Below are 24,466 nucleotides of genomic sequence, written 5' to 3' on the forward strand. Positions count from 1 at the left end.
AGCATAAGCTGGTCTTAAAATTAAGCACTCTCTTTTGGAGTCTCTTTTGATTGTTCAATAACCGTACCGTCTTCTAACTCAAGAGTTGGTGGTACTTTATCAGAGATTGTTTCTTTCGTTACGATACATTTAACAACATCTTCACGAGAAGGCAGCTCAAACATTACGTCAAGCATAACTCCTTCAATGATCGAACGAAGTCCACGAGCTCCTGTTTTACGTTCAATGGCTTGAGCAGAGATTTCTCGAAGAGCTTCATCGGTAAATTCGAGCTCGACACCATCAATATCCAATAACTTTTGATATTGTTTTACTAGTGCGTTCTTTGGCTTTGTTAAGATTTCGATCAACGCTTCCTCATCAAGAGGGTTTAGGTTTGAAATTACCGGCAAACGACCGATAAATTCAGGAATCAAACCAAAGCGAAGTAAATCTTCAGGAAGAACTTTAGACAAGTATTCTCCTGCTTTTAAATCAGCTTGTTTTGTTTCAGAACTGAATCCGATCACTTTTTTACCAAGTCGGCGTTTGATGATTTGTTCGATACCATCAAAGGCTCCACCACAAATAAATAGAATGTTTGTTGTGTCAATTTGGATGAACTCTTGGTGAGGATGCTTTCTTCCTCCTTGTGGCGGTACGCTAGCTACTGTACCTTCAAGGATTTTAAGAAGAGCTTGTTGAACGCCTTCACCAGAAACATCTCTTGTAATAGACGGGTTTTCCGATTTACGTGCAATCTTATCAATTTCATCGATATAGATAATACCCTTTTCCGCTTTTTCTACATCATAATCAGCAGACTGAATCAATTTAAGAAGAATGTTCTCAACATCCTCACCCACGTATCCAGCTTCAGTTAAAGATGTAGCATCAGCAATAGCAAAAGGTACGTTTAAGATACGAGCCAACGTTTGAGCAAGTAGCGTCTTACCACTACCTGTTGGTCCGATCATCGCAATGTTACTTTTCGCTAATTCAACTTCATCCGATTTTTGAGTTGAATTTATACGTTTGTAATGATTGTAAACGGCTACAGAAAGGGATTTCTTAGCTTGAGCTTGACCGATAACATATTCGTCAAGAATTTTACGGATTTCTACTGGTTTTGGTACTTCTTTTAGTTCTACATCCTCTTCTGTACCTAATTCTTCTTCTACGATTTCAGTACAAAGTTCGATACATTCATCACAAATATATACACCTGGTCCAGCAACCAGTTTTCTTACTTGATCTTGTGTTTTACCACAGAAAGAACATTTCAATTGCCCTTTTTCATCATTAAATTTAAACAATGATATCACCCCTAAAACGAGAATATGGATGAAACGCTTGACTAAAATCCAGATATATTCTGAAGGAAAGTCTGATTATCTTTTCTACGACTTAAGCATTCCGTTGATTATAATGGATTGTATCACACTTCCATATTAAAACGGAAATAATAACGCTTAATAAATATGTATGGTAACGCTCTATATAAGTATGAACAATACCAGAAGATTTAAAACCTATTTTTCAGATAGGATGTGTATTTTAATAGAAATTTAATATGTATGGCAAAACAAGGCACGATACATAAGGATCGCGCCTTGCTAAGATTTATGAACTTATTTAGTTATAGAATTAAGCAGTTTTGCTGTTTTCCACAAGAAAGTCGATTGCTTTACGTACTTTCAAGTCAGCTGCTACTGCATCATTTCCACCTTGCATAGCAAGCATTTGTTTGATTTGTTCTACTTCCATTTGGTACATTTCAGCCATCTTGCTAAGTTCAGCATCGATTTCTTCTTCAGAAACTTCAATGTTTTCAGCTTCAACGATTGCTTCAAGTACTAGGTTAGTACGAACGCGTTTTCCAGCATCTTCTTTCATTTGCTCACGAAGTGCTTCTTCACTTGTACCAGAGAACTGGTAGTAAAGATCAAGGTTCATACCTTGCATTTGAAGGCGCTGGCCAAATTCTTGAACCATGCGGTCAAGCTCTGTGTTTACCATTGCTTCAGGGATGTCAATTTCTGCATTCTCAGATGCTTTTTCGATTACTGTTTCACGAGTTTTGTTTTCAGCTTCTTGCTTTTTGCTCTCTTCAAGCTTTGTACGAAGTTCTTTTTTAAGATCTTCTAGAGTTTCAGCATCGCCTTCAGCTTCTTTAGCGAACTCGTCATTAAGTTCTGGAAGTTGTTTAGCTTTGATATCGTGGATGCTTACTTTGAAAACAGCAGGCTTACCAGCTAGTTCTTCAGCATGGTACTCTTCAGGGAAGTTAACGTTAACTTCTTTTTCCGCACCAGCTTTTTCACCAACTAATTGCTCTTCAAAACCTGGGATGAAAGATCCAGATCCGATTTCAAGAGAGTAGTTCTCAGCTTTTCCGCCTTCGAAAGCTTCGCCATCAACGAATCCTTCGAAATCGATGTTTACAGTATCACCATTCTCAACAGTACCTTCTTCTTTAACTACAAGCTCAGCTTGTTGTTCTTGTAAAGAAGTAAGTTCGTTTTGAACATCTTCGTCAGTAACTACAGTTTCAGTCTTCTCAACTTCAAGACCTTTGTAATCACCAAGTTTAACTTCTGGCTTAACGATTACTTTAGCTGTGAAAACAAGGTTGCTTCCTTGTTCCATTTTTTCGATGTCAACTTCTGGACGATCGACTGGCTCGATACCAGCTTCTTGTACAGCGTCTCCGTATGCTTTTGGCAATAGGATATCTAGAGCGTCTTGGTAAAGAGACTCTACTCCAAAACGTTGTTCAAAAAGTCTACGTGGCATTTTCCCTTTACGGAATCCTGGTACGTTTACTTGTTTTACAACTTTTTTGAACGCTTGGTCAAGCGCTGTATCTACTTCAGTTGCCTCAACTTCTACCGTTAAGACACCTTGATTACCTTCTAACTTTTCCCATTTAGCAGTCATTAAATGTTCCCTCCAACATCGGTATTTCCATAACTATCATATAGATTACAACCATTCCATTATAGCATAGACGTTCTGTATTTCAACAAGTTACATCACTTTCTCATTAAGTCTGCATATAAAATCTTTCCAATTCGACGAGAACCTTCACTGCTTTCTGTAATTCATCATCTTCAAGGTCCATTTCTTCTTCCATTCCACAGAGAATATTTGCCGCCATAACAGTAGCCTCGAACCATAGGATCTTATTTTCTGGAGTCGGAGAGAAAGGATATAGTGCGAGTGAATAATCCTTCCACACGGCGAGAGCGATCTCGAGTAGTGATGGGTTCTCTTGCTCAAGTTCATCTTTGATCAAAGATTTTACTTCATTATAAAAGTGTTTCTCATTTAAATCCGTTAGGTTTGCGATGTCCACTTCAGTCAATTGTCCGTATTTCTCTATCTTTACGATTTTATCTACTTGATTTTCTTTAAGGTATTGCAGGATTAAGCTTTTTACAGCCGGATGTTTTTTTTCATCAATTAAAAAAGACTCAAACATCGGAACGATCATATCGGGTCCAAGGCGTTTTAACTGTTGCACAGCCATCCACTGTAAGTCTGCCTGATCACTTGAAAGCATCTCTTTTAGCGCTTGAAAGTCAGGATTTGCTGGAGGTGCTGTTGGAAGTTCAGGATCTTTCTTCACTTCAGGCACACCTTCTTGCTCAATAACTTTTCGGCTGAACTGGAGAAGCTGATAAAACGTTTCTGCTTTGTCAGCAGGGATCTTTTGTTCTTCCAGAACGGCTTCAATCACGGAAACAACGGTTATGTATTCAGATAACTGAACTAATATACTTAAATAAATTTGAAGTACGTCGTAATATTCTCCTATTCCTTCTTTGAGCATACGGTCGCATCTTTGCTTGGCTTCGTGCAAACGTCCTAGTTCAACCAAACTTAAAACAAGTCCAAGATTACCTTGTGCATGCATTGGATCTGCTTGAAGCAATTGTTGAAAACATGATAAAGACTCATCGTATTTCTTACTTTTTAAAGAATCCATTCCTTTTTCTAAAAGACGTCCATTTAAGTTAGGAAACCGAACGATATTGTTTTTGTTGCTCTTTTCGTTAGTCATCACAACTCTCCGCTTCCATTAATGTTTGACTAAAGAATAGCAGGTTCGCCAGATGAACTCAAGGTAACTAGGAAGTTAAAACCCTGATTTCTTTAACCTATGTTCTTTACACAAAAAAACTTACTCAAAAGTTTCGCCTTCTGAGCAAGCCCAATTATTAACTAATTCTTTTTAAGTTCACCTTATCAGCCATTCCTTTATATAATGACCATTTAACGGGATCTACATTACCACCACTAATGATAAGGCCCACTTTCTGGTCCAACGCAAGACGGCTATGGAACATCACTGCCGCTAAACTGGCGGCTCCAGCTCCCTCTACGACCACCTTTTCCCGCTCAAGCATAAACATCATCGCGTATGCGATTTGTTCCTCGGTCACAGTGACCATCTCATCCACATATTTTGATATCACAGGAACGGTGATCTCTCCGGGCTTAACAACCGCGATTCCATCTGCGATCGATGTACAGCGAGTTAACGTTTTTCTTGTAGTACCTGTGAAGGCTTGATAGACCGCACTAGCATTCGCCGATTGCACGCCCACTACTCGGACATCAGGTCTGATCGACTTAACCGCTAATGCGATTCCAGCCAATAGACCTCCGCCCCCTACAGGTACAACAATCGTTTTTAATTCAGGTTTTTGCTGAAGCATCTCGAGAGCAACGGTACTTTGTCCAGCGATCACATCGTAATCGTCGAAAGGGTGAACAAACACTCCTCCGCTTTTTTCTTCTTCTCTTTTTGCTGCTTCATAAGCCGCCTGATAATTGTCACCTTCTAAAACAATATCTGCTCCATACGATCTTACTGCATCGATCTTGGAAAGCGGTGCATTTTCCGGCATGAAGATCTTAGAATTTATTCCACGCAGTGAACATGAAAGCGCCAAACCTTGTGCATGGTTTCCTGCTGATGCAGCGATGACACCTCTTGCACCGTCTAGATCGTTTAACGTGGAAACTTTGTAATAAGCTCCTCGCAATTTGAACGAACCGGTCTTCTGTAGGTTCTCCAGCTTCATATACACCTTTCCACCCGTCCACTTGTTAAGAGTTGATGATTGTTTAAGTGGCGTACGGTGTGCGATTTTTGAGACTTCCTCCAATGCGTGAAATAAACGTTCCGCTGTGATTGTTAAATCCCCATTGTCAGTTCACAATCCTTTCATCTTCATATTTTTTTATAAGAGCTTCTTGTTGAAGGGTTACTGAAATTTCGTCCCATCCGTTAAGGAGCATCTTTTTCCAGTACGGATCAAATTCAAAGTGAAATACCTCTCCCGTTTCGCTTTCTACAAGTTGTTTTTCAAGGTCTACTCTTAACGTTCGTATGAGGGTTTCAGAGTTTTCACTCTGTAAGTTTTGAATCTCACCTTTCGAAAGCCGAATCGGCAAGATGCCGTTTTTCACACAGTTGTTAAAGAAGATGTCCGCAAAGCTTTCAGCGATGATTACTTGGAAGCCATAATCCTTCAGTGCCCAAGGCGCGTGTTCTCTTGAAGACCCACAACCAAAGTTTTTTCCTGTAACTAATATGGTAGCTTCTTTTGTTTCTTTCGAGTTAAGCTCAAAATCTTTATTTTCTGTACCATCAGAGTGGTATCTCCAATCAAAGAACAAATACTCACCGTAACCTGCTTTATCAATTTTTTTTAAAAATTGCTTCGGAATGATCTGATCTGTGTCAACATGATTTCTGTCTAGAACTGCAGCACTGCCTGAATGTGTTTTAAACCCCGGCATAATGATCTACCTCCTGTTCTGTTTTAGGAAGTATAGAACGAACATCAGTGAATTTTCCTTTCAAAGCTGCTGCTGCTGCCATGATCGGACTTACAAGGTGTGTTCTTGCACCTTTTCCTTGTCTGCCAGCAAAGTTACGGTTTGAGGTAGAAGCACATCTTTCCAACTCTGGAACGATGTCATCATTCATACCTAAACACATCGAACATCCCGACTCACGCCATTCGAACCCTGCATCTAAAAAAATCTGATGCAATCCTAGGATCTCTGCTTCTTTTTTTACAGTTTGTGAACCTGGAACTACGATCGCCCGAACTTCTGGATGTACTTTTCTGCCTTCAACAACTTTAGAAGCTTGAATAAGGTCACTTAGTCTTGAATTCGTACAAGATCCAATAAACACATGCTGTACAGAGATATCTTCTATCTGTTCATGTCCTCTAAAGCCCATATAATGGAGAGCATTTCGTAACGATTGTTTCTCTTCTATAGAAGAAGAGTTTTCCTCTGCAGGAATCATTCCGCTGATCGGCAAACACATGGATGGCGTCGTTCCCCACGTGACCATTGGTTCGATCTCTGAAGCATCAATCTCGATCGTTTGATCAAACCTAGCATTCTCATCACTCGCAAGCTCACTCCATCTCTTACAACTTTCCAGAAATTCTTGATTCTTTGGAGCATAGCGCTTACCTGATATATATGAGAAAGTAACTTCATCAGGTGAAACAACCGATGCTTTCGCTCCTGCCTCTATCGACATATTACAAAGCGTCATTCGTTCTTCCATCGAAAAATTTCTAACCGTGCTACCAGAAAACTCAATAATATAACCTGTACCGACATTCGTTCCATATTTCGCTATAAACCATAAGATGACGTCTTTCGCTGTAACACCAAATCCTAACTCACCTTCAATCTTAACGTTCATCTGTTTTGGTTTATTCTGCCACAGCGTTTGTGTAGCAAGAACGTGTTCAACCTCGCTTGTTCCGATCCCAAAAGAGAGGGCACCGAAAGCACCATGCGTGGAGGTGTGACTATCTCCACAGACGATTGTTTTTCCTGGCAGTGTTAACCCAAGTTCCGGTCCAATAACGTGAACGATTCCTTGATGTTCGGAGTTTAATCCCTCAAGTTGGATACCGAATTCCTCGCAGTTTTTTTCAAGCGTTTGAACTTGCAAACGTGACGTTTCGTCTTTTATATTGAACCGGTCGACCGTCGGAATGTTATGGTCCATCGTAGCAAAACAAAGATCCGGCCTTCTGACGGTTCTATTTTTTTCTCTTAAACCGGCAAACGCTTGAGGGGATGTCACTTCATGAATGAGGTGCAGATCAATGTAGAGCAGGTCTGGTTTATTTTCCTCTTCTACGACAATATGGCGATCCCAAAGTTTATCTATTATTGTTTTACTCACCGAAATCTACCTCCCTACACATAAACCTCTAGAAGAGTTGCACTTGTTGAATCTTCCAACATTCTAAAATGAATTTGATTGACCATTTCTTTCGTAGATACTAAAGTACCACTATCTCCATAAATATCCCCTGTACGATAACCTGCCTGCAGGGTTTCGAAAACGGCAAGTTCTACAGCTTCGGCTTCTTTTTCAAGTTGGAACGAATGCCGAAGCATCATCGCTACACTAAGGATCATACCGATTGGATTTGCTTTACCACTTCCAGCGATATCAGGTGCTGATCCATGAATAGGCTCATATAGACCAGGACCGTTTTCACTAAGAGAAGCTGAAGGCATCATTCCTAGCGAGCCTGTAAGAACAGAAGCTTCGTCAGACAAAATATCTCCAAACATATTTTCAGTAACAACCACATCAAAACTCGTAGGATTACTGATCATCCTCATGGCAGCATAATCTACCAGCAAGTGTTCTGTTTCGACGTTTGGATACTTTTTAGCTACTTCCTCTACGACTTCTCTCCACAATTTGCTCGTTTCAAGAACGTTTGCTTTATCAACTGATGTTACTTTTCTTCTGCGAGAAGATGCTAACTCATATGCTTTTTCAACGATTCTCGTTATCTCCTCTCGCGTATATGACAATGTATCTACCGCACGTTTCTCATTCCGTTCTTTCGGCTCTGAAAAATAAATACCACCGGTCAGTTCACGAACAAATACAAAGTCAGCACCTTTTACCTTATTCGATTTAAGAGGTGATAGATGTTCAAGACCAGGATAAACGTGTACAGGTCTTACGTTCGCAAACACGTTCATCGCTTTTCGTAAAGCGAGTAACCCTTGTTCAGGCCGAACCTTCCCTTGATCCCATTTTGGTCCACCAACCGCGCCTAGCAGAACAGCATCACTGTCATTGCAAGTTTTAAGTGTGGAATCTGGGAGAGGAGTACCTTCCTGGTCAATAGCAGCACCTCCAAATACTTGTTCAATCGTCAAAAATTCATGACCAAACCGAGTTGCTACACCGTCTAACACTTGCAGAGCACCTTTGATCACTTCTGGACCGATCCCGTCTCCTGGCAAAACTGCTATTCTCTTTTTCATCTAACATCCCTCCTAAATTTAGATACTCATTGCTTGATAGCTCTTCTTTTCATCATGAAGCTGAAGCTTATTATAGGCGTGAACATAGGCTTTAGCTGATGCTTCCAAAACATCTTGTGCCGTTCCGCTTCCGTTAATCTCATGACCATCACTAACAATCTGAACAAACACTTGAGCAAGAGCATCACGCCCTGCACCCACCGATTGAATTCGATAATCATTCAGTTTGATTGAAGAAGGAAGCATCTTTCCAAGCGTATTGTAGATGGCTTCGACACTACCTGAACCTGTTGCAGCTTCTTGAATCAGTTTTCCATCTGGAGTCAACAGTCTTAACGTCGCAGTAGGAATCTGATTTGTACCATAGTTCACTTGAATATCTTTCAATTGATATAACGGCACTTCAGGTTGTATTTTATGATCAATGAGTAGAGCGAAGATATCTTCTTCTGTCATCTCTTTTTTCTTATCAGCTAGTTGTTTAAAATCTTCAAAAAGAACCTTAACCTTGTTCTCATCTGGATGAAAACCTAACTTATGCAAATAATCTTTGAATGCGTGACGCCCAGAATGTTTTCCGAGCACGAGTTGGTTAGAAGGAACCCCAACAAGCTCAGGTGTGATGATCTCGTATGTCGACTTTTCTTTTAACACACCGTCTTGATGTATCCCTGATTCGTGCGCAAAAGCATTCTTCCCAACCACAGCCTTATTTGGCGGGACAGCAATTCCCGTTAGCCTGCTAACAAGCTGACTCGTACGGCTGATCTCATTTAGCTTTAAACGAGTTTTCGCTTGATAAAAATCTTCACGAATCGCCAATGCTACTGCTATCTCTTCTAACGAGGCATTTCCAGCTCTCTCGCCAATTCCGTTGATCGTACATTCAACCTGGTTCGCTCCATGCTCGATCGCTGATAAAGAATTAGCCACAGCCATCCCTAGATCATCGTGACAGTGAGCAGAGAGAATAGCTTTATCAATGTTAGGTACATGATTTAATAGATAACGAAAGATCTTTCCGTATTCCTCGGGATTTGTAAAACCAACCGTATCTGGTATGTTAATGACCGTTGCACCAGCATCAATTACTTTCTCAACAATGCGCGATAAAAATACGAGATCTGAACGACATGCATCTTCTGCAGACCACTGCACGACAGGAAACTTTTGTCGTGCATATTTAACTGCACCAACCGCCGTCTCAACGACTTGGTCAGGTGTTTTCTTTAACTTGTATGTCATATGAATGGGCGATGTTGCTAGAAAGACGTGCAATCTTGGTTCAGCAGAATCTTTCAGAGCCTCCCATGCATGGTCGATGTCCGAAATATTTGATCGCGCCAAAGCTGTAACGGTTGAATTCTTAACAATCGATGCTACCTTTTTAACAGCCTCAAGATCACCCTTGGATGCAGCCGGAAAGCCAGCTTCCATGACATCGACTCCTAGCATTTCTAGTCTTTTAGCGATCTCAAGTTTTTCAGCTGTGTTAAGATTGACTCCTGCTGTTTGTTCTCCATCACGCAAAGTCGTGTCAAAGATTTCAATTTTTCGCACTAGCAACGGCCTCCTTTTTTTGTTTTGATTTTACGAACGGCATCATTGCTCGAAGTTCCCTCCCTACCTTTTCAATAGGATGGTTCTTCTCTTGGTTGTTCACCACATGGAACACAGGTCTATTCGCTTGATTCTCCAAGACCCAACCCTTAGCAAACTCTCCGGATTGAACATCTTTCAGAACGGATTTCATTGATTCTTTCACTCTTTCATCAATGACACGTGGTCCTGATTGAAAATCTCCCCACTGAGCAGTATCTGAGATTGAATACCTCATTCCCTCTAGACCACCTTCATACATGAGGTCAACAATCAATTTTAATTCGTGTAAACATTCAAAATAGGCAACTTCTGGCTGATATCCAGCCTCTGTCAACGTTTCAAATCCAGCTTTTACAAGTGAAGATAACCCACCACACAACACAGCCTGTTCACCAAAAAGGTCTGTTTCCGTTTCTTCTTGGAAAGTCGTTTCAAGCACCCCAGCTCTAGCAGAACCAATTCCTTTAGCATAGCTAAGCGCCGTTTCTCTAGCAGTACCTGTAGCATCTTGGTATACCGCGAAAAGCGCTGGAACTCCTTCACCTGATTCAAATGTACGACGAACAAGATGACCTGGACCTTTAGGAGCAACTAAGAATACATCCACATCTTGAGGTGGTACCACTTGATGATAGTGAACGTTGAACCCATGAGCAAAAACGAGTGCATTGCCCGGAGAAAGTTCAGGCAGAATCTCATTTCTGTAAACTTCAGGCTGCCTCTCATCTGGTAATAGGACCATTACGACTTCCGCAAGCCTAGACGCTTCACGAACGGGATATACTTCAAATCCATCTTTAACCGCTTCGTCAAAAGAACGTCCCTCCCGAACACCAACTACAACATCATAGCCGCTATCCTTTAGATTTAATGCATGAGCATGCCCTTGAGAACCATAACCTACTACCGCTACCTTCTTATTCTTTAATACATCGTTAGAAAGATCGTTTTCGTAATATACTTTTGCCATTATCATCATTCTCCTTTACATAATAGAATAGGGGTGAAGCTCAAGTACTTTCTTTTGTGTTCCGCGAGGTATGGCTGTAACACCTGTCCTTGAAATCTCTTTGATTCCATATGGACGGAGCAGTTCGATCAACGCATCGATCTTTTCACCGTCTCCCGTCACTTCAAGCGTTACGTTTTCGAGTGAAACATCAAGGACGGTCGCTCGAAACGGCTCGATCAGCATTTTGATCTCGCTGCGTGTATCAGGCGTTGTGAGAACTTTGATGAGCGCAAGTTCTCTAGAGACAAGAGCCATGTTTGTCAGATCACGAACTTTCAAAATATTAATCTGCTTATGAAGCTGTTTTACAAGTTGTTCTGCTTTACGATCATCTTCAACCCAAACCGTTAGTGTTACTTTTGAAACGGCTGGATCCTCTGTATGTCCAACGGTAATGTTCTCTATGTTGAACTGGCGTTTTGTCAGCAATCCGGTCAAACGATTCAATACTCCACTTTCGTTTAGAACCGTCGCTGAAATGATCCGTCTCATCCTCTCACTCCAATCATTTCATGTAGTCCTTTTCCTGGAGCGATCATCGGATAGACATTCTCATCAGCTGTAACAACACAATCGAGAACAAATGGTTTTTTGGACGCAAGAGCTAGTGTCAGAGCTTCTCTTACATCACTTTCTGTTTCAGCTCGTTTTCCATCAATTCCGTAGGCTGAAGCTAGCTTGATAAAGTCAGGTTGGATATCAAGCAAAGAGTGCGAGAATCGTTTTTCATAAAATATTTCCTGCCATTGTCTAACCATCCCAAGTGATTTATTGTTCACAATAACTACGATGACTGGAAGCTCCCAATCTTGGAGAACTCCGAGTTCTTGAAGCGTCATCTGAAACCCGCCATCTCCAACAACTGCTATTACCGGGAGCTCCGGCTTTCCAACTTTCGCTCCGATCGCTGCAGGAAATCCAAATCCCATCGTTCCAAGTCCTCCAGACGTTATCCATCTGTTCGATTCTAAAAACGTATAGTATTGTGCCGCCCACATCTGATGCTGGCCTACATCAGTTGAAACAATGGCCTCTCCTTTCGTAACATCATGAAGAATCTGCATTAACTTTTGTGGTTTCAATTCTGATTCATCTGTCTTATACGTAAGAGGAAATTCAGTCTTGTGCTTCGTGAGTTGGATTACCCACTCGTTATAGTCTCCTTTATCGCCTCTTGTCTGGTTTAATGCTGAAAGCGTTTCTTTCGCACACCCCACGATAGGAATTTCAGTTGGAACATTTTTTCCGATCTCAGCTGGATCAATATCGATATGTGCCACCACTGCTTTTTTAGCAAAATGATCAAGATTACCAGTCAATCTGTCATCAAACCTAGCTCCAATGCCAATTAAAAGATCGCAGTCATAAAGTGCCATGTTGCTTGCGTATGTTCCATGCATTCCTGCCATCCCTAAACAAAGCGGATGTTCAGCAGGAAATCCACCAAGGCCTAAAAGGGTTTGAGCAACCGGTATCTGGTGATATTCCGCGAACGCGACTAACTCTTTTTCAGCACTTGCCGCCAGTACCCCTGCACCTGTTAAGAGGACAGGTCTTTTAGCCTGTAACAGCGCTTCGTTCAACCTTTTTACTTGAAGAATATTAGGTTTTAACGTCGGCTGGTAACCTGGAAGGTGAATACCCTCAACTTCTTTAACTTCCGCTCTTTTAACGGCAACATCTTTCGGTATATCGATTAAAACCGGGCCTTTTCTTCCGGTGTTCGCTATATGAAAGGCTTCTTTCATAATTCTCGGCAGGTCTTCCGCTCGTTGGACTTGATAATTATGTTTTGTGATCGGCATTGTGATCCCGACGATGTCCGCTTCTTGGAAAGCATCCGTTCCAATCACTGTCGTTGCTACCTGACCCGTGAAGATAACAAGAGGAATAGAATCAATCATCGCATCTGCGATACCTGTAACAAGGTTGGTTGCACCTGGCCCTGAAGTCGCTAACACCACGCCTGGTTTTCCTGTTACTCTTGCATAACCTTGCGCAGCATGAATCGCTCCTTGTTCATGCCTCGTTAGAACATGTTTCATCTCTGATTTGTAGAGGGCATCATAGATTGGAAGTACAGCTCCTCCGGGATAACCAAACAGAACTTCAACTTTCTCATTCTGCAACCCTTGAATAAATAGTTCAGCACCAGAGACTAATGAAGTTTCGACTGATTTTTTCTCAGCCACCCAACTGGCCTTCATTTTCATTCCTCCTTTAACTTCGAACCTTTATTTGGTAAAAGACTATTGGGGCATCAGTTGTTGCTCTTGAAAGAGTTGATGTGATGAGAAATAACCAAAGGGCAACAACGTCTAAAAAACCAATAAAAAAACTTCTCCACCCAAATGGACAGGTTAATCCTATCCAAAGGGGTGAAAAAGTTCACTTTTCCACGGTACCACCCTTATTCACATTTCTTGCTCATTTACACAAGAAATGCCTCAAGACGAAATATTCGTCATTTGATAACAAGCGATAAAAAATGGTATTATCGCTTGGCCCTTCCTACTAAGAAACGTTCAAAAGGACACTCAGGAGGGATGTCCTGGTATTAGGAATAACCGGTTCACAGCGACCACCGGCTCTCTGTTTATCCCACATCTACCATTGTTCTCCGTCATCGTTTTATTGTTTTAAATTTTTAATATTCCTCCAGTATTAGCTGAGGTTACAAGTGCCGCATAGCGTGCGAGGTAACCTTTTTTGATCTTCGGTTCGGGTTTCACCCAGCCTTCTTTTCGTTCTTTTAAGTCTTCTTCTGTTAATAATACGTGAATCGTTCTATTTACTAGATCAATTAAGATTGGATCACCATTGTTTACGAACGCGATCGGTCCTCCTTGTGCCGCTTCTGGCGAGATATGACCGATCGAGATGCCTCGAGACGCACCAGAGAATCTGCCATCCGTAATTAGTGCTACTTTCGTACTCAATCCTCTTCCAGCGATAGCTGAAGTTGGAGAGAGCATCTCCGGCATACCTGGTCCACCCTTCGGTCCTTCATATCGAATGACAACGACATGCCCTTCTCTTACTTCACCATTATTGATGCCTTGGATCGCTTCTTCTTGAGATTCATAGACGATAGCCTCGCCTTGAAATGTTTTTATTGAAGGATCAACTGCACCTACTTTGATCACACAGCCATCTGGTGCAATGTTTCCATAAAGTATAGATAAACCGCCTACTGGTGAATATGCGTTATCTTTTCTACGAATAACATCATCATCTAAAATTTCCGCATGCCGGACTCGGTGCTCTAACGTTTCTCCACTTATCGTTAACCGATCGTTATGGATGGCACCTTCCATTCTACAGAGTTCATTGATGATCGCACTGACACCGCCGGCTCTGTGAACATCCTGCATAGAATAATCCGAAGCTGGACTAATCTTCGATAAATATGGAATGCGTTCTGCGATCTCGTTGATTGATGATAAGTCATAATCAATCTCAGCTTCATTTGCGATGGCAAGCATATGAAGTACGGTATTCGTTGAGCCGCCCATCGCCATGTCCAAGGCAAAGGCGTCATCAATCGCTTCTTTCGTTATAATATCTCTAGGTTTTATATTGTTTTTCACTAGATCCATAAGTGACGTTGCAGCCTCTTTGATAAGTTCTCTTCTTTCGTCTGAGGTAGCAACGATCGTTCCGTTACCCGGTAGTGTAATTCCAAGCATCTCCATGATGGAATTCATGCTGTTGGCTGTAAACATCCCTGAGCATGATCCACAAGTCGGGCAAGCACTCGTTTCAAGTTCTAATAGTTCTTCTCTCGTCATCTTTCCAGCTAAGTGAGAACCTACTCCTTCAAATACCGAGGCAAGGGATAGGGATTTTCCTGTCATAGACTTTCCGGCTTCCATCGGACCACCTGAAACAAATACTGCAGGAACATTCGTCCTTACAGCTGCCATTAACATACCAGGGGTGATCTTGTCACAGTTAGGTATGTAGAACACACCGTCGAACCAATGGGCGTTAATAACCGTTTCTGCTGCATCTGCAATGACTTCTCGACTCGGAAGCGAATACCTCATACCAATATGACCCATCGCAATTCCATCATCTACGCCGATCGTATTAAACTCGAACGGAATTCCACCAGCTTCTCTAATGGCTTCTTTTACCCATTCACCTACTTTGTTTAGATGCATATGCCCCGGAATAATATCAACATAGGAATTACAAACACCGATAAAAGGTTTATCCATATCCTCTGGTGCAACTCCCGCTGCGTGGAGAAGACTTCTGTGCGGGGCTCTATCGATTCCTTGCTTGATCATATTACTGCGCATATCTGTAACACTCCTATACTTCTTTTATCCAGCTTGAACGGCTTGGTTCGGATACACCTTAACTCCTTCTTCAACTACTTTTTCTCTAAAGGATTTTAAAAGTTTGTTCGTATGTTCACCTGGTGCTCCGTTTCCGATTACTCTTCCATCAACTTTTACTACTGCAATAACTTCAGCTGCAGTTCCAGTTAAGAATACTTCATCAGCTACATAAACATCATGTCTCGTGAATGGCTCTTCAACCATGTTGTATCCTTGCGCTCGTGCGATCTCAACAATTGCGTTTCGAGTAATTCCTTCTAGAGCTCCTAAGTATCCTGGAGGCGTTTTAATGGTATTCCCTTTGATGATGAACACATTATCAGCGGAACCTTCCGCCACATACCCTTGATCGTTCAGCATCAATGCTTCACTAACTCCTGCAAGGCTAGCCTCGATCTTAACTAAGATATTGTTCAGGTAGTTTAGCGATTTAACTTTAGGACTTAACACATCCGGGCGGTTTCTTCTGCTTGCCACTGTTATGATCTCTAAACCTGTTTCATAAAGTTTTTTAGGAAATAGTGCAAGCTGTTCTGCAATGACAATGACTCCCGGTTGGCCGCATGTAAAAGGGTCCAATCCTAAATTTCCTTTTCCTCGTGAAATTACTAGTCGAATATAAGCATCACGATATTTGTTTTTCTGGAGCGTTTGAACGATGATGTCTGTTAGTTCTTCTTTAGTGTGTGGAATTGTCAGCATAATGGATTGAGCTGATTCGTATAAACGCTGAAGATGTTCATCTAGTCGATATACATTTCCGTTATAGACTCGAATACCTTCAAACACCCCATCTCCATATAAAAACCCATGATCGTAAACCGAGACTTTGGCGTCATCTTTTAATACGTGCTCACCATTAACATAAACCCATTGCTCCTGCATCGTGATCCTCCTTTACGTGTCAATTTGAATTATTTGAATTTTTTAAAAATATTTTAATAATTGTTGACAATATTACGCCCATCTTATTAAAGAATCAACCACGAATTTTGTACTTTTAACCGAATTCTGACTTTTCAGTTATTTTGTACACGCTTTCATCCCCATGACCATCAGGTTTTGAAGCTTTAACGCGTTACATTGTAAACATTTTTAAAGCGCTTTCATATAAATTAAAAAAACACGCTTGATATCCTTTAATAGAGGACATCAAGCGTGTCGAAAAGTTGTTATATGTAAGTATTATGGCGTCCCAGGAGAGATTCGAACTCCCGACCGTACGCTTAGAAGGCGTATGCTCTATCCGGCTGAGCTACTGGGACATATGTATTGGAGCCCCTTTCGCATAGCAATGGCGCTTTCCGCAATTACCATGCGCTGCGGGCACACAGTGATTTGTTCCACCCGTCGACTGTGGATACAAATATATTTTTTATCATGCATTTTAATTTAAGATCTGTTAACTTCAGATGTAACTTTTCATGGACCATTTGAACGTGAGAAAAACAAATGGAGCGGGTGATGAGAATCGAACTCACGACCAGAGCTTGGAAGGCTCTTGTTTTACCACTAAACTACACCCGCAGACAATTTAGACCTTGTCGCGACGACATAACTAAATATACATGATATCTAAATTATAGTCAACCCATTTTCTCAACTTTTTTATTTTCTAACCGTTTTTTTTTCAAATGTTCTACTTAACCGATCGATACGTATACCATCGAGTGAATAAAAACTTACCGATATACTATTATCTTCAATCTCCAATAACGCATACGTCTTTTCAAAAGAGCCTCTAGGCAGCCTGATACTCCCTGGATTGATAAAGATCATTCCCTCACGCTCAAAAGCCTCAGCTACATGTGAATGCCCAAAACAAGCAATTACTGCACCTGTTTCCTCTGCCCTGTATGCTAGTGAAAGATAAGACATTTTTACATCGTATAAATGACCATGTGTTATATATATACATGTATCTCCCAACAACTCAATGGCTTCGTTAGGAAAATCATCGCCTAAATAATCCATATTTCCTTTAACCGTTACAAATCCAGACATTTCTTTAGATGCTGTCGAAAGCTCTGAATCACCGCAATGAATCATAAGATCTACTTTATTTCGATAGCGGCTCTTTAACGTTTCTAACTCATCAGTTAACCCGTGACTATCACTAACGATTAAGGCTTTTCCCATAAGAGATCCTCCTCATTGATCAGTTTTTTGAGTTTTTCCAAAGCTATTGCTCTGTGGCTAATTTTATTTTTTTCTTCTTTTGCTAACTCTGCCATCGAACGATTTAATTTTGGAAGAAAGAAAATCGGATCATACCCGAAACCTTCCGTCCCCTTCTTTTCTCTTAAGATCTGACCTTTACATTCCCCTTTTACAACTAGCGTTTCTTTTTGAGGTCTCGCAAAAGCTAAAGCACATACAAACTGAGCACTTCTATCTTTATCTTCAACATCCTGAAGTTCTTCTAAGACTTTGTTCATGTTCTCTTCATCATTTTTATGTATACCAGCATACCTAGCTGAATAAACGCCAGGTCGTCCTTCTAACGCATGAATTTCTAACCCAGAGTCATCAGCAATAACAGGTATATTCATCTGTTTAGAAATGGTTTCAGCCTTTAAAATAGCGTTCTCTTCAAAAGTGATACCTGTTTCTTCAACGTCAGGACTTCCTTCAATATCGTTTAAAGTGAGGATCTCAACCCCAAAACTTCCTAACATTGATTGAAATTCTTTAGCTTTACCTCTATTTTTCGTTGCAACTAAAATTTTCATGTGGTTTATTCCTCCGATAAAAGTAGATCTTAACATAGTGAATGATTATGTAAATTCCTATTATAAATATGGACAAAACAAAAAAGAGACGAATATCTCGCCTCTTTACTGTATCACAACCTATTTGATTTTAAAATTCACCTGTATTTACTTCTTTAGGTCTTGAAACTGGAGCGGTGAGTTCTTTCCCTTTTTCATTAAAGATCTTTGACTTCCCGTCCACTTTAATCGCTACTTTCTTAACTTCAGATAGTTCTGTAAGAGAAAGAACAATCGAATTTAATACTTCATCTGCAATCATGCTTTCTTCTTTGTTGTCCAGTAAAGCTCCATTGAAGTTTAGTGTAACAACACCATCTTTGACGACAGGTGTACTCAACAGTTTCACATCTGTTCTAAAATCTGTTAGAAGGCTGCTCTCAGCAGATGGGCCATCAATTAGGTGTTCAATCGTTGCTGTTACTTTGTCTGTCCCCTCTTTTGCAACTCGGCGCGTTACAGGTACATAATACGTTTGGTCCTGTGTCTGTGCTAAGAAATAGAGCGTTACGAGTTCACTATTCGTGATATCTGCCACACTGCCATTTTCGAGATTTATACCGTCAACGCGACTCACACCGTCACCAACTGGTGTATTGTTAACAGGCATTGAATTTTGGTTCTTTCCTGCGATCTGAATTTTAACTTTCTTTATGTTGTCAAACTGAGTAAGTGTAAATGTAATAGCTTGCAGAATCTTCATTTCATCTGCTGCATTATATTCTGTGAACTCCTTTGAAAAATTTGCTGTAGCTGTGCCTTTTTTGATATTTACCGATAACACTTCTGTATCTGCTGGCAGAACAGCTTGAAAACCGTTAGGAAGCAAATTACTTACTGGCCCATCTTTCACAAGATACTGCAGTACTTGTTTAGCAGTTTCATCGTTCTTTGGAAGAGCAAGAACTTGCGGAACAACCATCCCGTTGCTGTCGAATAAAAACAGTTGCCGCTTATTCGTCTGCTCTGCACTCGCTGCTTTATCTTTCTTATCGAGCGACTGACCTTCTTTCACGTAGTTCACTTTAGGGGGATCAAGCTCATTTCCTGCTTTCTCTCCCCATAATCCGCAACCTGATACCAGCAATGAAGCTGATAATATGATAAGCGGTGCTCCTGTCTTCATCATTTTGCGCATACTTTCCCTCCTCAAGTGGTTTGTACTACTATGTATACGAGCTATCCTCTCCCGTTAGACCACTTGTACAAAAAATAAAGAAGACTGGCTTTAATTAAATGAAAAGAGCAGAATCCCTAAATGGATTCTGCTCTTTTCACTTCAATATTCTCAATATGAGGTTACCTAAATTTCGTGCTCTTTGAAAACTACAACTTAATACATTCCACTTTTTCAATCTTGCGGTCTAACCAATGGTTAGCGATCTCTAAGAAATGATTGCTCTCTGCTGTAGCTAAGAATCGATGTAACGGTTTAGCATCTGTTGTATTTAAAAGTCCGCTATGGTCTAAGATGACTGAAACTTCACGCGCAGTTTCTGCACCTGAACAGATCAACGTGATATGTTTACCCATCACTTGCTGTATGACAGGTCTTAACAGAGGGTAATGAGTACATCCCAAGATTAACGTATCAATGGAGAGATCCTTAAGTGGATATAACGTTTCTGAAACTGCGCTTAATGTTTCTTCACCTGATAACTTCCCTTGTTCAACAAGCGGAACGAACAAGGGGCACGCTAAACTTTCTACGATCACATCGTTACGAATCTGTGTTAGCGCCTGTTTATAAGCACCACTATTGATCGTCCCGACTGTCCCGATTACACCGACGTGATTATTTTTCGTCGCTTTTAAAGCGGAACGGGCACCAGGATGGATAACTCCTAAGACCGGAATGTCTAACTTTCTCTTCGCTTCTTCTAATACTGCTGCAGTAGCTGTATTGCAGGCGATAACGAGCATCTTAATTTTCTGTTCTAAAAGATAATCAATCATTTCCCACGTATAAGTCCTAACCTCTTCAAATGGTCTCGGACCATACGGGCACCTTTTCGTGTCTCCTAAGTAGATAATCTCTTCTTTCGGTAGCTGCTTCATGATCTCTCTTGCTACCGTTAAACCTCCCACTCCTGAATCAATGACTCCAATGGGTCTATTCAAAAAACATCGCCTCATCTCTATATACGTACTGGCGTTAAATCACTGTTTTCTATTCTGCTAATATTTTTATGAAAATGCAAGACCATTCGTTAATGTAATGTTTTAACCCGAGCAACCTGGAGTGGAAATAACCACTCTCGTAGCCAACCCTATTCACTCAAACGTCTATAGAAAAAGACTATGGAAATTCCCCATAGTCTTTTTTCTACTTTAGAAATTTTCTTCTGCAAACTTTACAACGTCTTCCATTGTTTCCATTTGTAGAATTTCATCCATGTGTGCACTGATCTTTTCTTTAGACAGACCGAGAATCTGACTACGAGCAGGTAGTACAGATGTAGCACTCATTGAGAATTCATCGAGGCCAAGGCCAAGAAGAATTGGAATTGCGATTGGATCGCCTGCCATCTCTCCACACATACCAGCCCATTTACCTTCTTTATGAGCTGCATCAATGACCATTTTTACCAATCTTAAGATCGCTGGATTGTACGGCTGATACAAGTATGAAACTTGTTCGTTCATACGATCAGCAGCCATCGTATATTGAATCAAATCGTTAGTACCAATGCTGAAGAAATCAACTTCCTTAGCAAAAGTATCTGCCATAACGGCTGTTGATGGAATTTCCACCATGATACCTACTTCAATGGATTCGGATACTTCTACACCTTCTGAAGAGAGCTTTTCTTTTTCCTCTAACAAAATACCTTTAGCAGCACGGAATTCTCCAAGTGTTGCAATCATCGGGAACATGATCTTCAAGTTTCCATATTGGCTAGCTCGAAGAAGTGCTCTAAGTTGTGTACGGAAAATTTCTTGCTCTTCTAAGCAAAGACGTATCGCACGGAATCCTAAGAAAGGATTTAACTCTTTCGGAAGATTTAAATAAGGAAGCTCTTTATCTCCACCAATATCAAGTGTACGGATAACTACTGGTTTACCTTCCATCTTTTGAAGCACTTCACTGTATGCCTTGAACTGCTCTTCTTCAGTTGGAAGTTGGTCACGGCCCATGTAAAGGAACTCTGTACGGTATAAACCAACGCCTTCTGCACCGTTCTCTAGAACACCTTTTACGTCTGCTGGTGTTCCAATATTAGCTGCAAGCTCAACTTGGACAGAGTCGCTTGAGAATGTTTTTTCATTCACTAGCTTTGCCCATTCGGCTTTTTGCTTTTGATATTGTTTTTGTTTTTCTTCATACGTCGCAATTTCATCTTCAGTAGGATTCACGATTACGTGCCCATCCAGACCGTCGATGATTACCATTACGCCGTTCTCAACGTTTTCCGTAATTGTTTTAGTTCCTACTACTGCAGGAATTTCCATTGAACGTGACATGATTGCTGAGTGAGAAGTTCTCCCTCCAATGTCAGTTGCAAAACCTTTAACAAAATTACGGTTTAATTGAGCCGTGTCAGAAGGAGTTAAATCTTCTGCTAAGATGACAACTTCTTCTGTAATGCTTGCAGGCGTAGTAAACGTCACATTTAACAAGTGTGCTAAAACTCGTTTTGAGACGTCACGAATATCTGCAGCACGCTCTTTCATGTATTCGTTATCCATAGATTCAAACATATTGATGAACATGGATGAAACATCGTCCATTGCTGCTTCTGCATTAACCTTTTCATTCTCAATCTTTTGTTTTACAGCATCAACTAGTTCTGGATCGCTCAAAACAAGAAGATGGGCAGCAAAAATCGCTGCCTTATCTTCGCCTAACTCTTTGTTCGCTTTTTCTTTAATTACAGAAAGTTCCTCTTTAGAAACGTTTAGCGCTGCTTCAAAACGCTCGATCTCACTTGCTGAATCTGAGATTGATTTTCTTTCGATCGTTAATTCAGGGTTTTGAAGAACAAACGCTTTTGCGATTGCGATGCCGGCTGATGCTGCAATACCTGAAATTTTTTCAGACATTACTCACCAAGCCCTTCCTTTTTCATAACATTTTCTAATGCTGCGATTGCTTCATCTGCATCTGAACCTTCTGCTTTGATCACGATTGAAGATCCTTGTTGAATTCCAAGGCTCATTACGCCCATGATTGATTTTAAGTTAACGCTTTTTCCGTTGTAATCAAGTGTAATATCTGAGCTAAACTGACCTGCTTGGTTAACTAAAGTTGTTGCTGGACGTGCGTGGATTCCTGATTCGCTAGTTACTTTGAATGTTTTTTCTGCCATGATAATTACCCCTTTATTTTTTGAATGTAATAATATTTTCTTCCTCTATAGCCACAGTTCCTGTTTTTTCGACGGAAACTGTTTCATCCGATAGATTCGTGAAAACAATCGGTGTGATTACGGATGGTGCATTTTCCTTAACAAAGTTCAGGTCAACCTTTAGTATCTTTTGACCGATCTTAACTCTGTCGCCCTCAGACACAAAGCTCTCAAAACCTTCACCTTTCAGTTTCACTGTATCGATACCAAAATGGATGAGAATTTCTTTGCCTGAATCTGACTCAATACCGATGGCATGTTTTGTCGGGAAGATATTCATTATCTTACCATTAACAGGTGAAACCACCAAGCCTTCTGCTGGTTCGATGGCAAATCCATCACCCATCATTTTTCCTGAGAAAACTTGGTCAGGAACTTCGGTGATCGGAAGTATTTTCCCTTTAATCGGAGAAACAAAACGATCATCATCTGTAGAAATGGATGAAGTTGGTGTAGCAGCTTCATTGTTTGTTTCCACAACTTTTCCTTGTTCAGGAGTTTTCTCTGAGTTTTTAGGTTTTGCTACAGTCTTACCACTAATAATATCTTGAATTTCACTCTTGATCGTATCTGATCGTGTACCGAAGATCGCTTGAATGTTGTTACCCATTTCTAGAACGCCGGATGCTCCGAGTTTTTTCAATCGATCCTTGTCAACTTCCTTAGGGTCATTTACAGAAACTCTTAATCGAGTGATACAAGCATCAAGGTTAGAGATATTGGACTCTCCACCTAATCCCTCTAAAATATTCGCTGCCAGTGAATCTTTATTGGACGGTCCAACATTCGTTTCAACTTCGTCATCCACGATTTCTCGTCCTGGTGTCTTAAGGTTCCATTTACGAATCGCAAAACGGAAACCAAAGTAATAGATCACTGCAAGTGCAAGACCTACAGGAATTACAAGCCACCAATCCGTACGGTTAGGAAGCACTCCGTACAATAAGTAGTCAATTACACCACCAGAGAAAGTCATACCTATTTTAACATTTAACAAGTGCATAACCATAAAAGAAAGACCTGCGAAAATAGCATGAATTCCAAATAATACTGGAGCAATAAATAAGAATGTGAACTCAAGTGGTTCCGTAATTCCCGTTAAGAATGAAGTCAACGCAGCAGAACCCATGATACCCGCAACGATTTTCTTTTGTTCAGGTCGTGCCTCGTGATACATCGCTAATGCTGCAGCTGGAAGTCCAAACATCATGAACGGGTACTTACCAGTCATAAATGTACCTGCTGTTAGTTCAACGTTATCTTTTAATTGTGCAAAGAAGATCGCTTGGTCACCACGAACGAGTCCTTCTGCTGCAGATTTATAAGAGCCAAACTCAAACCAGAACGGCGAGTAGAAAATGTGATGAAGTCCAAAAGGAATCAATGAACGTTCGATCACACCAAAGATAAACGCTGCGACCGTCAAGTTCGAATTAATCATGCTTTCAGAGAACGTATTAAGTCCATGCTGAACAGGTGGCCAGATGAACGTCATTACAATACCCAGTGCCAAAGCAGATACTGCTGTAATAATCGGTACAAAACGTTTTCCAGCAAAGAACCCTAAGTATTGAGGAAGTTCGATGTTATAGAACCTCTTATAAAGATAGGAGGCTAAGATACCGACGATAATACCTCCAAACACACCTGTCTGAAGTGTTGGAATACCTAGTACGTTCGCAAAAGAAGGATCTTTTCCGATCATATCAGGTGTTACCCCTTCAATAACGCTCATGGTTACGTTCATAATCAAGTAACCGATAATAGCAGCTAATCCTGCTACACCTTCACCGCCTGCAAGACCTACGGCAACACCAACGGCAAACAGTAACGATAAATTGGCAAAAACAATATCTCCCGATTTTTCCATTACGTCTGCAACAAGCTGGAACCATGCTGCGTCTAGTGCAGGTATTCTTTCAATCAACGCTGGATTTTTGAACGCATTACCAAAGGCAAGCAAAAGACCTGCAGCCGGCAAGATAGCAACCGGTAGCATAAGTGCTTTACCTACGCGTTGAAGAACACCAAAAAGTTTTTTCCACATAGGAAGTCCTC

The 24,466-nt window shown here is 40.9% G+C and carries 20 protein-coding genes, 2 tRNA genes and 1 other annotated feature; all 22 genes read right to left on the reverse strand.

Annotation, left to right across the window (positions count from 1 at the left end; all coding sequences use genetic code 11):
* Positions 1-20 precede the first annotated feature (20 nt).
* The gene (gene clpX / locus HU823_RS15670) at positions 21-1,295 is read right to left on the reverse strand and encodes an ATP-dependent protease ATP-binding subunit ClpX (protein ID WP_066396593.1); all 1,275 of its coding nucleotides are present in this window, start codon (positions 1,293-1,295) and stop codon (positions 21-23) included.
* A 331-nt stretch (positions 1,296-1,626) separates the two neighbouring features.
* Positions 1,627-2,919 carry a trigger factor gene (tig, locus tag HU823_RS15675; protein ID WP_197222651.1) on the reverse strand — a complete coding sequence of 431 codons (1,293 nt, stop codon included), beginning with the start codon at positions 2,917-2,919 and terminating at the stop codon, positions 1,627-1,629.
* Positions 2,920-3,025: 106 nt separating this feature from the next.
* Entirely contained in the window at positions 3,026-4,045 is a 1,020-nt protein-coding gene (locus HU823_RS15680) for a hypothetical protein (protein WP_197222652.1), read from the reverse strand.
* A 157-nt stretch (positions 4,046-4,202) separates the two neighbouring features.
* Entirely contained in the window at positions 4,203-5,156 is a 954-nt protein-coding gene (gene ilvA / locus HU823_RS15685) for a threonine ammonia-lyase (RefSeq protein ID WP_144698763.1), read from the reverse strand.
* 43 nt (positions 5,157-5,199) lie between these two features.
* Positions 5,200-5,793: a 3-isopropylmalate dehydratase small subunit gene (gene leuD / locus HU823_RS15690; RefSeq protein WP_144698761.1), complete on the reverse strand. Its 594-nt coding sequence runs from the start codon at positions 5,791-5,793 to the stop codon at positions 5,200-5,202.
* On the reverse strand, positions 5,780-7,216 hold the full coding sequence (gene leuC, locus HU823_RS15695) for a 3-isopropylmalate dehydratase large subunit (RefSeq protein ID WP_197222653.1): 1,437 nt from the start codon (positions 7,214-7,216) through the stop codon (positions 5,780-5,782). The genes leuD and leuC overlap by 14 nt, the downstream gene beginning before the upstream one ends.
* Positions 7,217-7,230: 14 nt before the next feature.
* Complete coding sequence (gene leuB / locus HU823_RS15700; protein ID WP_197222654.1) at positions 7,231-8,325, reverse strand: 3-isopropylmalate dehydrogenase; 1,095 nt, start codon at positions 8,323-8,325, stop codon at positions 7,231-7,233.
* Positions 8,326-8,343: 18 nt separating this feature from the next.
* Positions 8,344-9,885 (reverse strand): 2-isopropylmalate synthase, encoded by a 1,542-nt coding sequence (locus HU823_RS15705; protein WP_197222655.1) that lies wholly within the window; start codon positions 9,883-9,885, stop codon positions 8,344-8,346.
* On the reverse strand, positions 9,872-10,897 hold the full coding sequence (gene ilvC / locus HU823_RS15710; RefSeq protein WP_197222656.1) for a ketol-acid reductoisomerase: 1,026 nt from the start codon (positions 10,895-10,897) through the stop codon (positions 9,872-9,874). Before ilvC ends, HU823_RS15705 begins: the two co-directional genes overlap by 14 nt.
* A gap of 15 nt (positions 10,898-10,912) precedes the next feature.
* Positions 10,913-11,431, reverse strand: a complete 519-nt coding sequence (gene ilvN / locus HU823_RS15715) for an acetolactate synthase small subunit (protein WP_066396617.1) — start codon at positions 11,429-11,431, stop codon at positions 10,913-10,915.
* Entirely contained in the window at positions 11,428-13,146 is a 1,719-nt protein-coding gene (ilvB, locus tag HU823_RS15720; RefSeq protein ID WP_197222657.1) for an acetolactate synthase large subunit, read from the reverse strand. The genes ilvN and ilvB overlap by 4 nt, the downstream gene beginning before the upstream one ends.
* Positions 13,147-13,310: 164 nt before the next feature.
* Positions 13,311-13,575, reverse strand: a binding site (T-box leader).
* 3 nt (positions 13,576-13,578) lie between these two features.
* Complete coding sequence (gene ilvD, locus HU823_RS15725) at positions 13,579-15,246, reverse strand: dihydroxy-acid dehydratase (protein WP_197222658.1); 1,668 nt, start codon at positions 15,244-15,246, stop codon at positions 13,579-13,581.
* Between the two features lie 24 nt (positions 15,247-15,270).
* Positions 15,271-16,173, reverse strand: a complete 903-nt coding sequence (gene ilvE, locus HU823_RS15730) for a branched-chain-amino-acid transaminase (RefSeq protein WP_066396629.1) — start codon at positions 16,171-16,173, stop codon at positions 15,271-15,273.
* A gap of 303 nt (positions 16,174-16,476) precedes the next feature.
* Positions 16,477-16,553: transfer RNA gene (locus HU823_RS15735), tRNA-Arg, on the reverse strand.
* Between the two features lie 188 nt (positions 16,554-16,741).
* Positions 16,742-16,815 (reverse strand) — tRNA-Gly (locus HU823_RS15740).
* An 81-nt stretch (positions 16,816-16,896) separates the two neighbouring features.
* Positions 16,897-17,427: a metallophosphoesterase family protein gene (locus tag HU823_RS15745; RefSeq protein WP_144698747.1), complete on the reverse strand. Its 531-nt coding sequence runs from the start codon at positions 17,425-17,427 to the stop codon at positions 16,897-16,899.
* On the reverse strand, positions 17,412-18,020 hold the full coding sequence (locus HU823_RS15750) for an XTP/dITP diphosphatase (protein WP_197222659.1): 609 nt from the start codon (positions 18,018-18,020) through the stop codon (positions 17,412-17,414). Before HU823_RS15750 ends, HU823_RS15745 begins: the two co-directional genes overlap by 16 nt.
* 130 nt (positions 18,021-18,150) lie before the next feature.
* On the reverse strand, positions 18,151-19,188 hold the full coding sequence (locus HU823_RS15755; protein WP_144703337.1) for a GerMN domain-containing protein: 1,038 nt from the start codon (positions 19,186-19,188) through the stop codon (positions 18,151-18,153).
* Positions 19,189-19,385: 197 nt separating this feature from the next.
* The gene (gene racE / locus HU823_RS15760) at positions 19,386-20,180 is read right to left on the reverse strand and encodes a glutamate racemase (RefSeq protein WP_305069407.1); all 795 of its coding nucleotides are present in this window, start codon (positions 20,178-20,180) and stop codon (positions 19,386-19,388) included.
* A 210-nt stretch (positions 20,181-20,390) separates the two neighbouring features.
* Complete coding sequence (ptsP, locus tag HU823_RS15765) at positions 20,391-22,103, reverse strand: phosphoenolpyruvate--protein phosphotransferase (RefSeq protein ID WP_197222661.1); 1,713 nt, start codon at positions 22,101-22,103, stop codon at positions 20,391-20,393.
* Positions 22,103-22,369 carry a phosphocarrier protein HPr gene (locus HU823_RS15770; RefSeq protein WP_066396644.1) on the reverse strand — a complete coding sequence of 89 codons (267 nt, stop codon included), beginning with the start codon at positions 22,367-22,369 and terminating at the stop codon, positions 22,103-22,105. Before HU823_RS15770 ends, ptsP begins: the two co-directional genes overlap by 1 nt.
* A gap of 13 nt (positions 22,370-22,382) precedes the next feature.
* Positions 22,383-24,455: a glucose-specific PTS transporter subunit IIBC gene (gene ptsG / locus HU823_RS15775; protein ID WP_197222662.1), complete on the reverse strand. Its 2,073-nt coding sequence runs from the start codon at positions 24,453-24,455 to the stop codon at positions 22,383-22,385.
* Positions 24,456-24,466: the final 11 nt, after the last annotated feature.

This window comes from Fictibacillus sp. 18YEL24, assembly GCF_015903855.1.
Taxonomy (GTDB): Bacteria; Bacillota; Bacilli; order Bacillales; family Fictibacillaceae; genus Fictibacillus; species Fictibacillus phosphorivorans_C.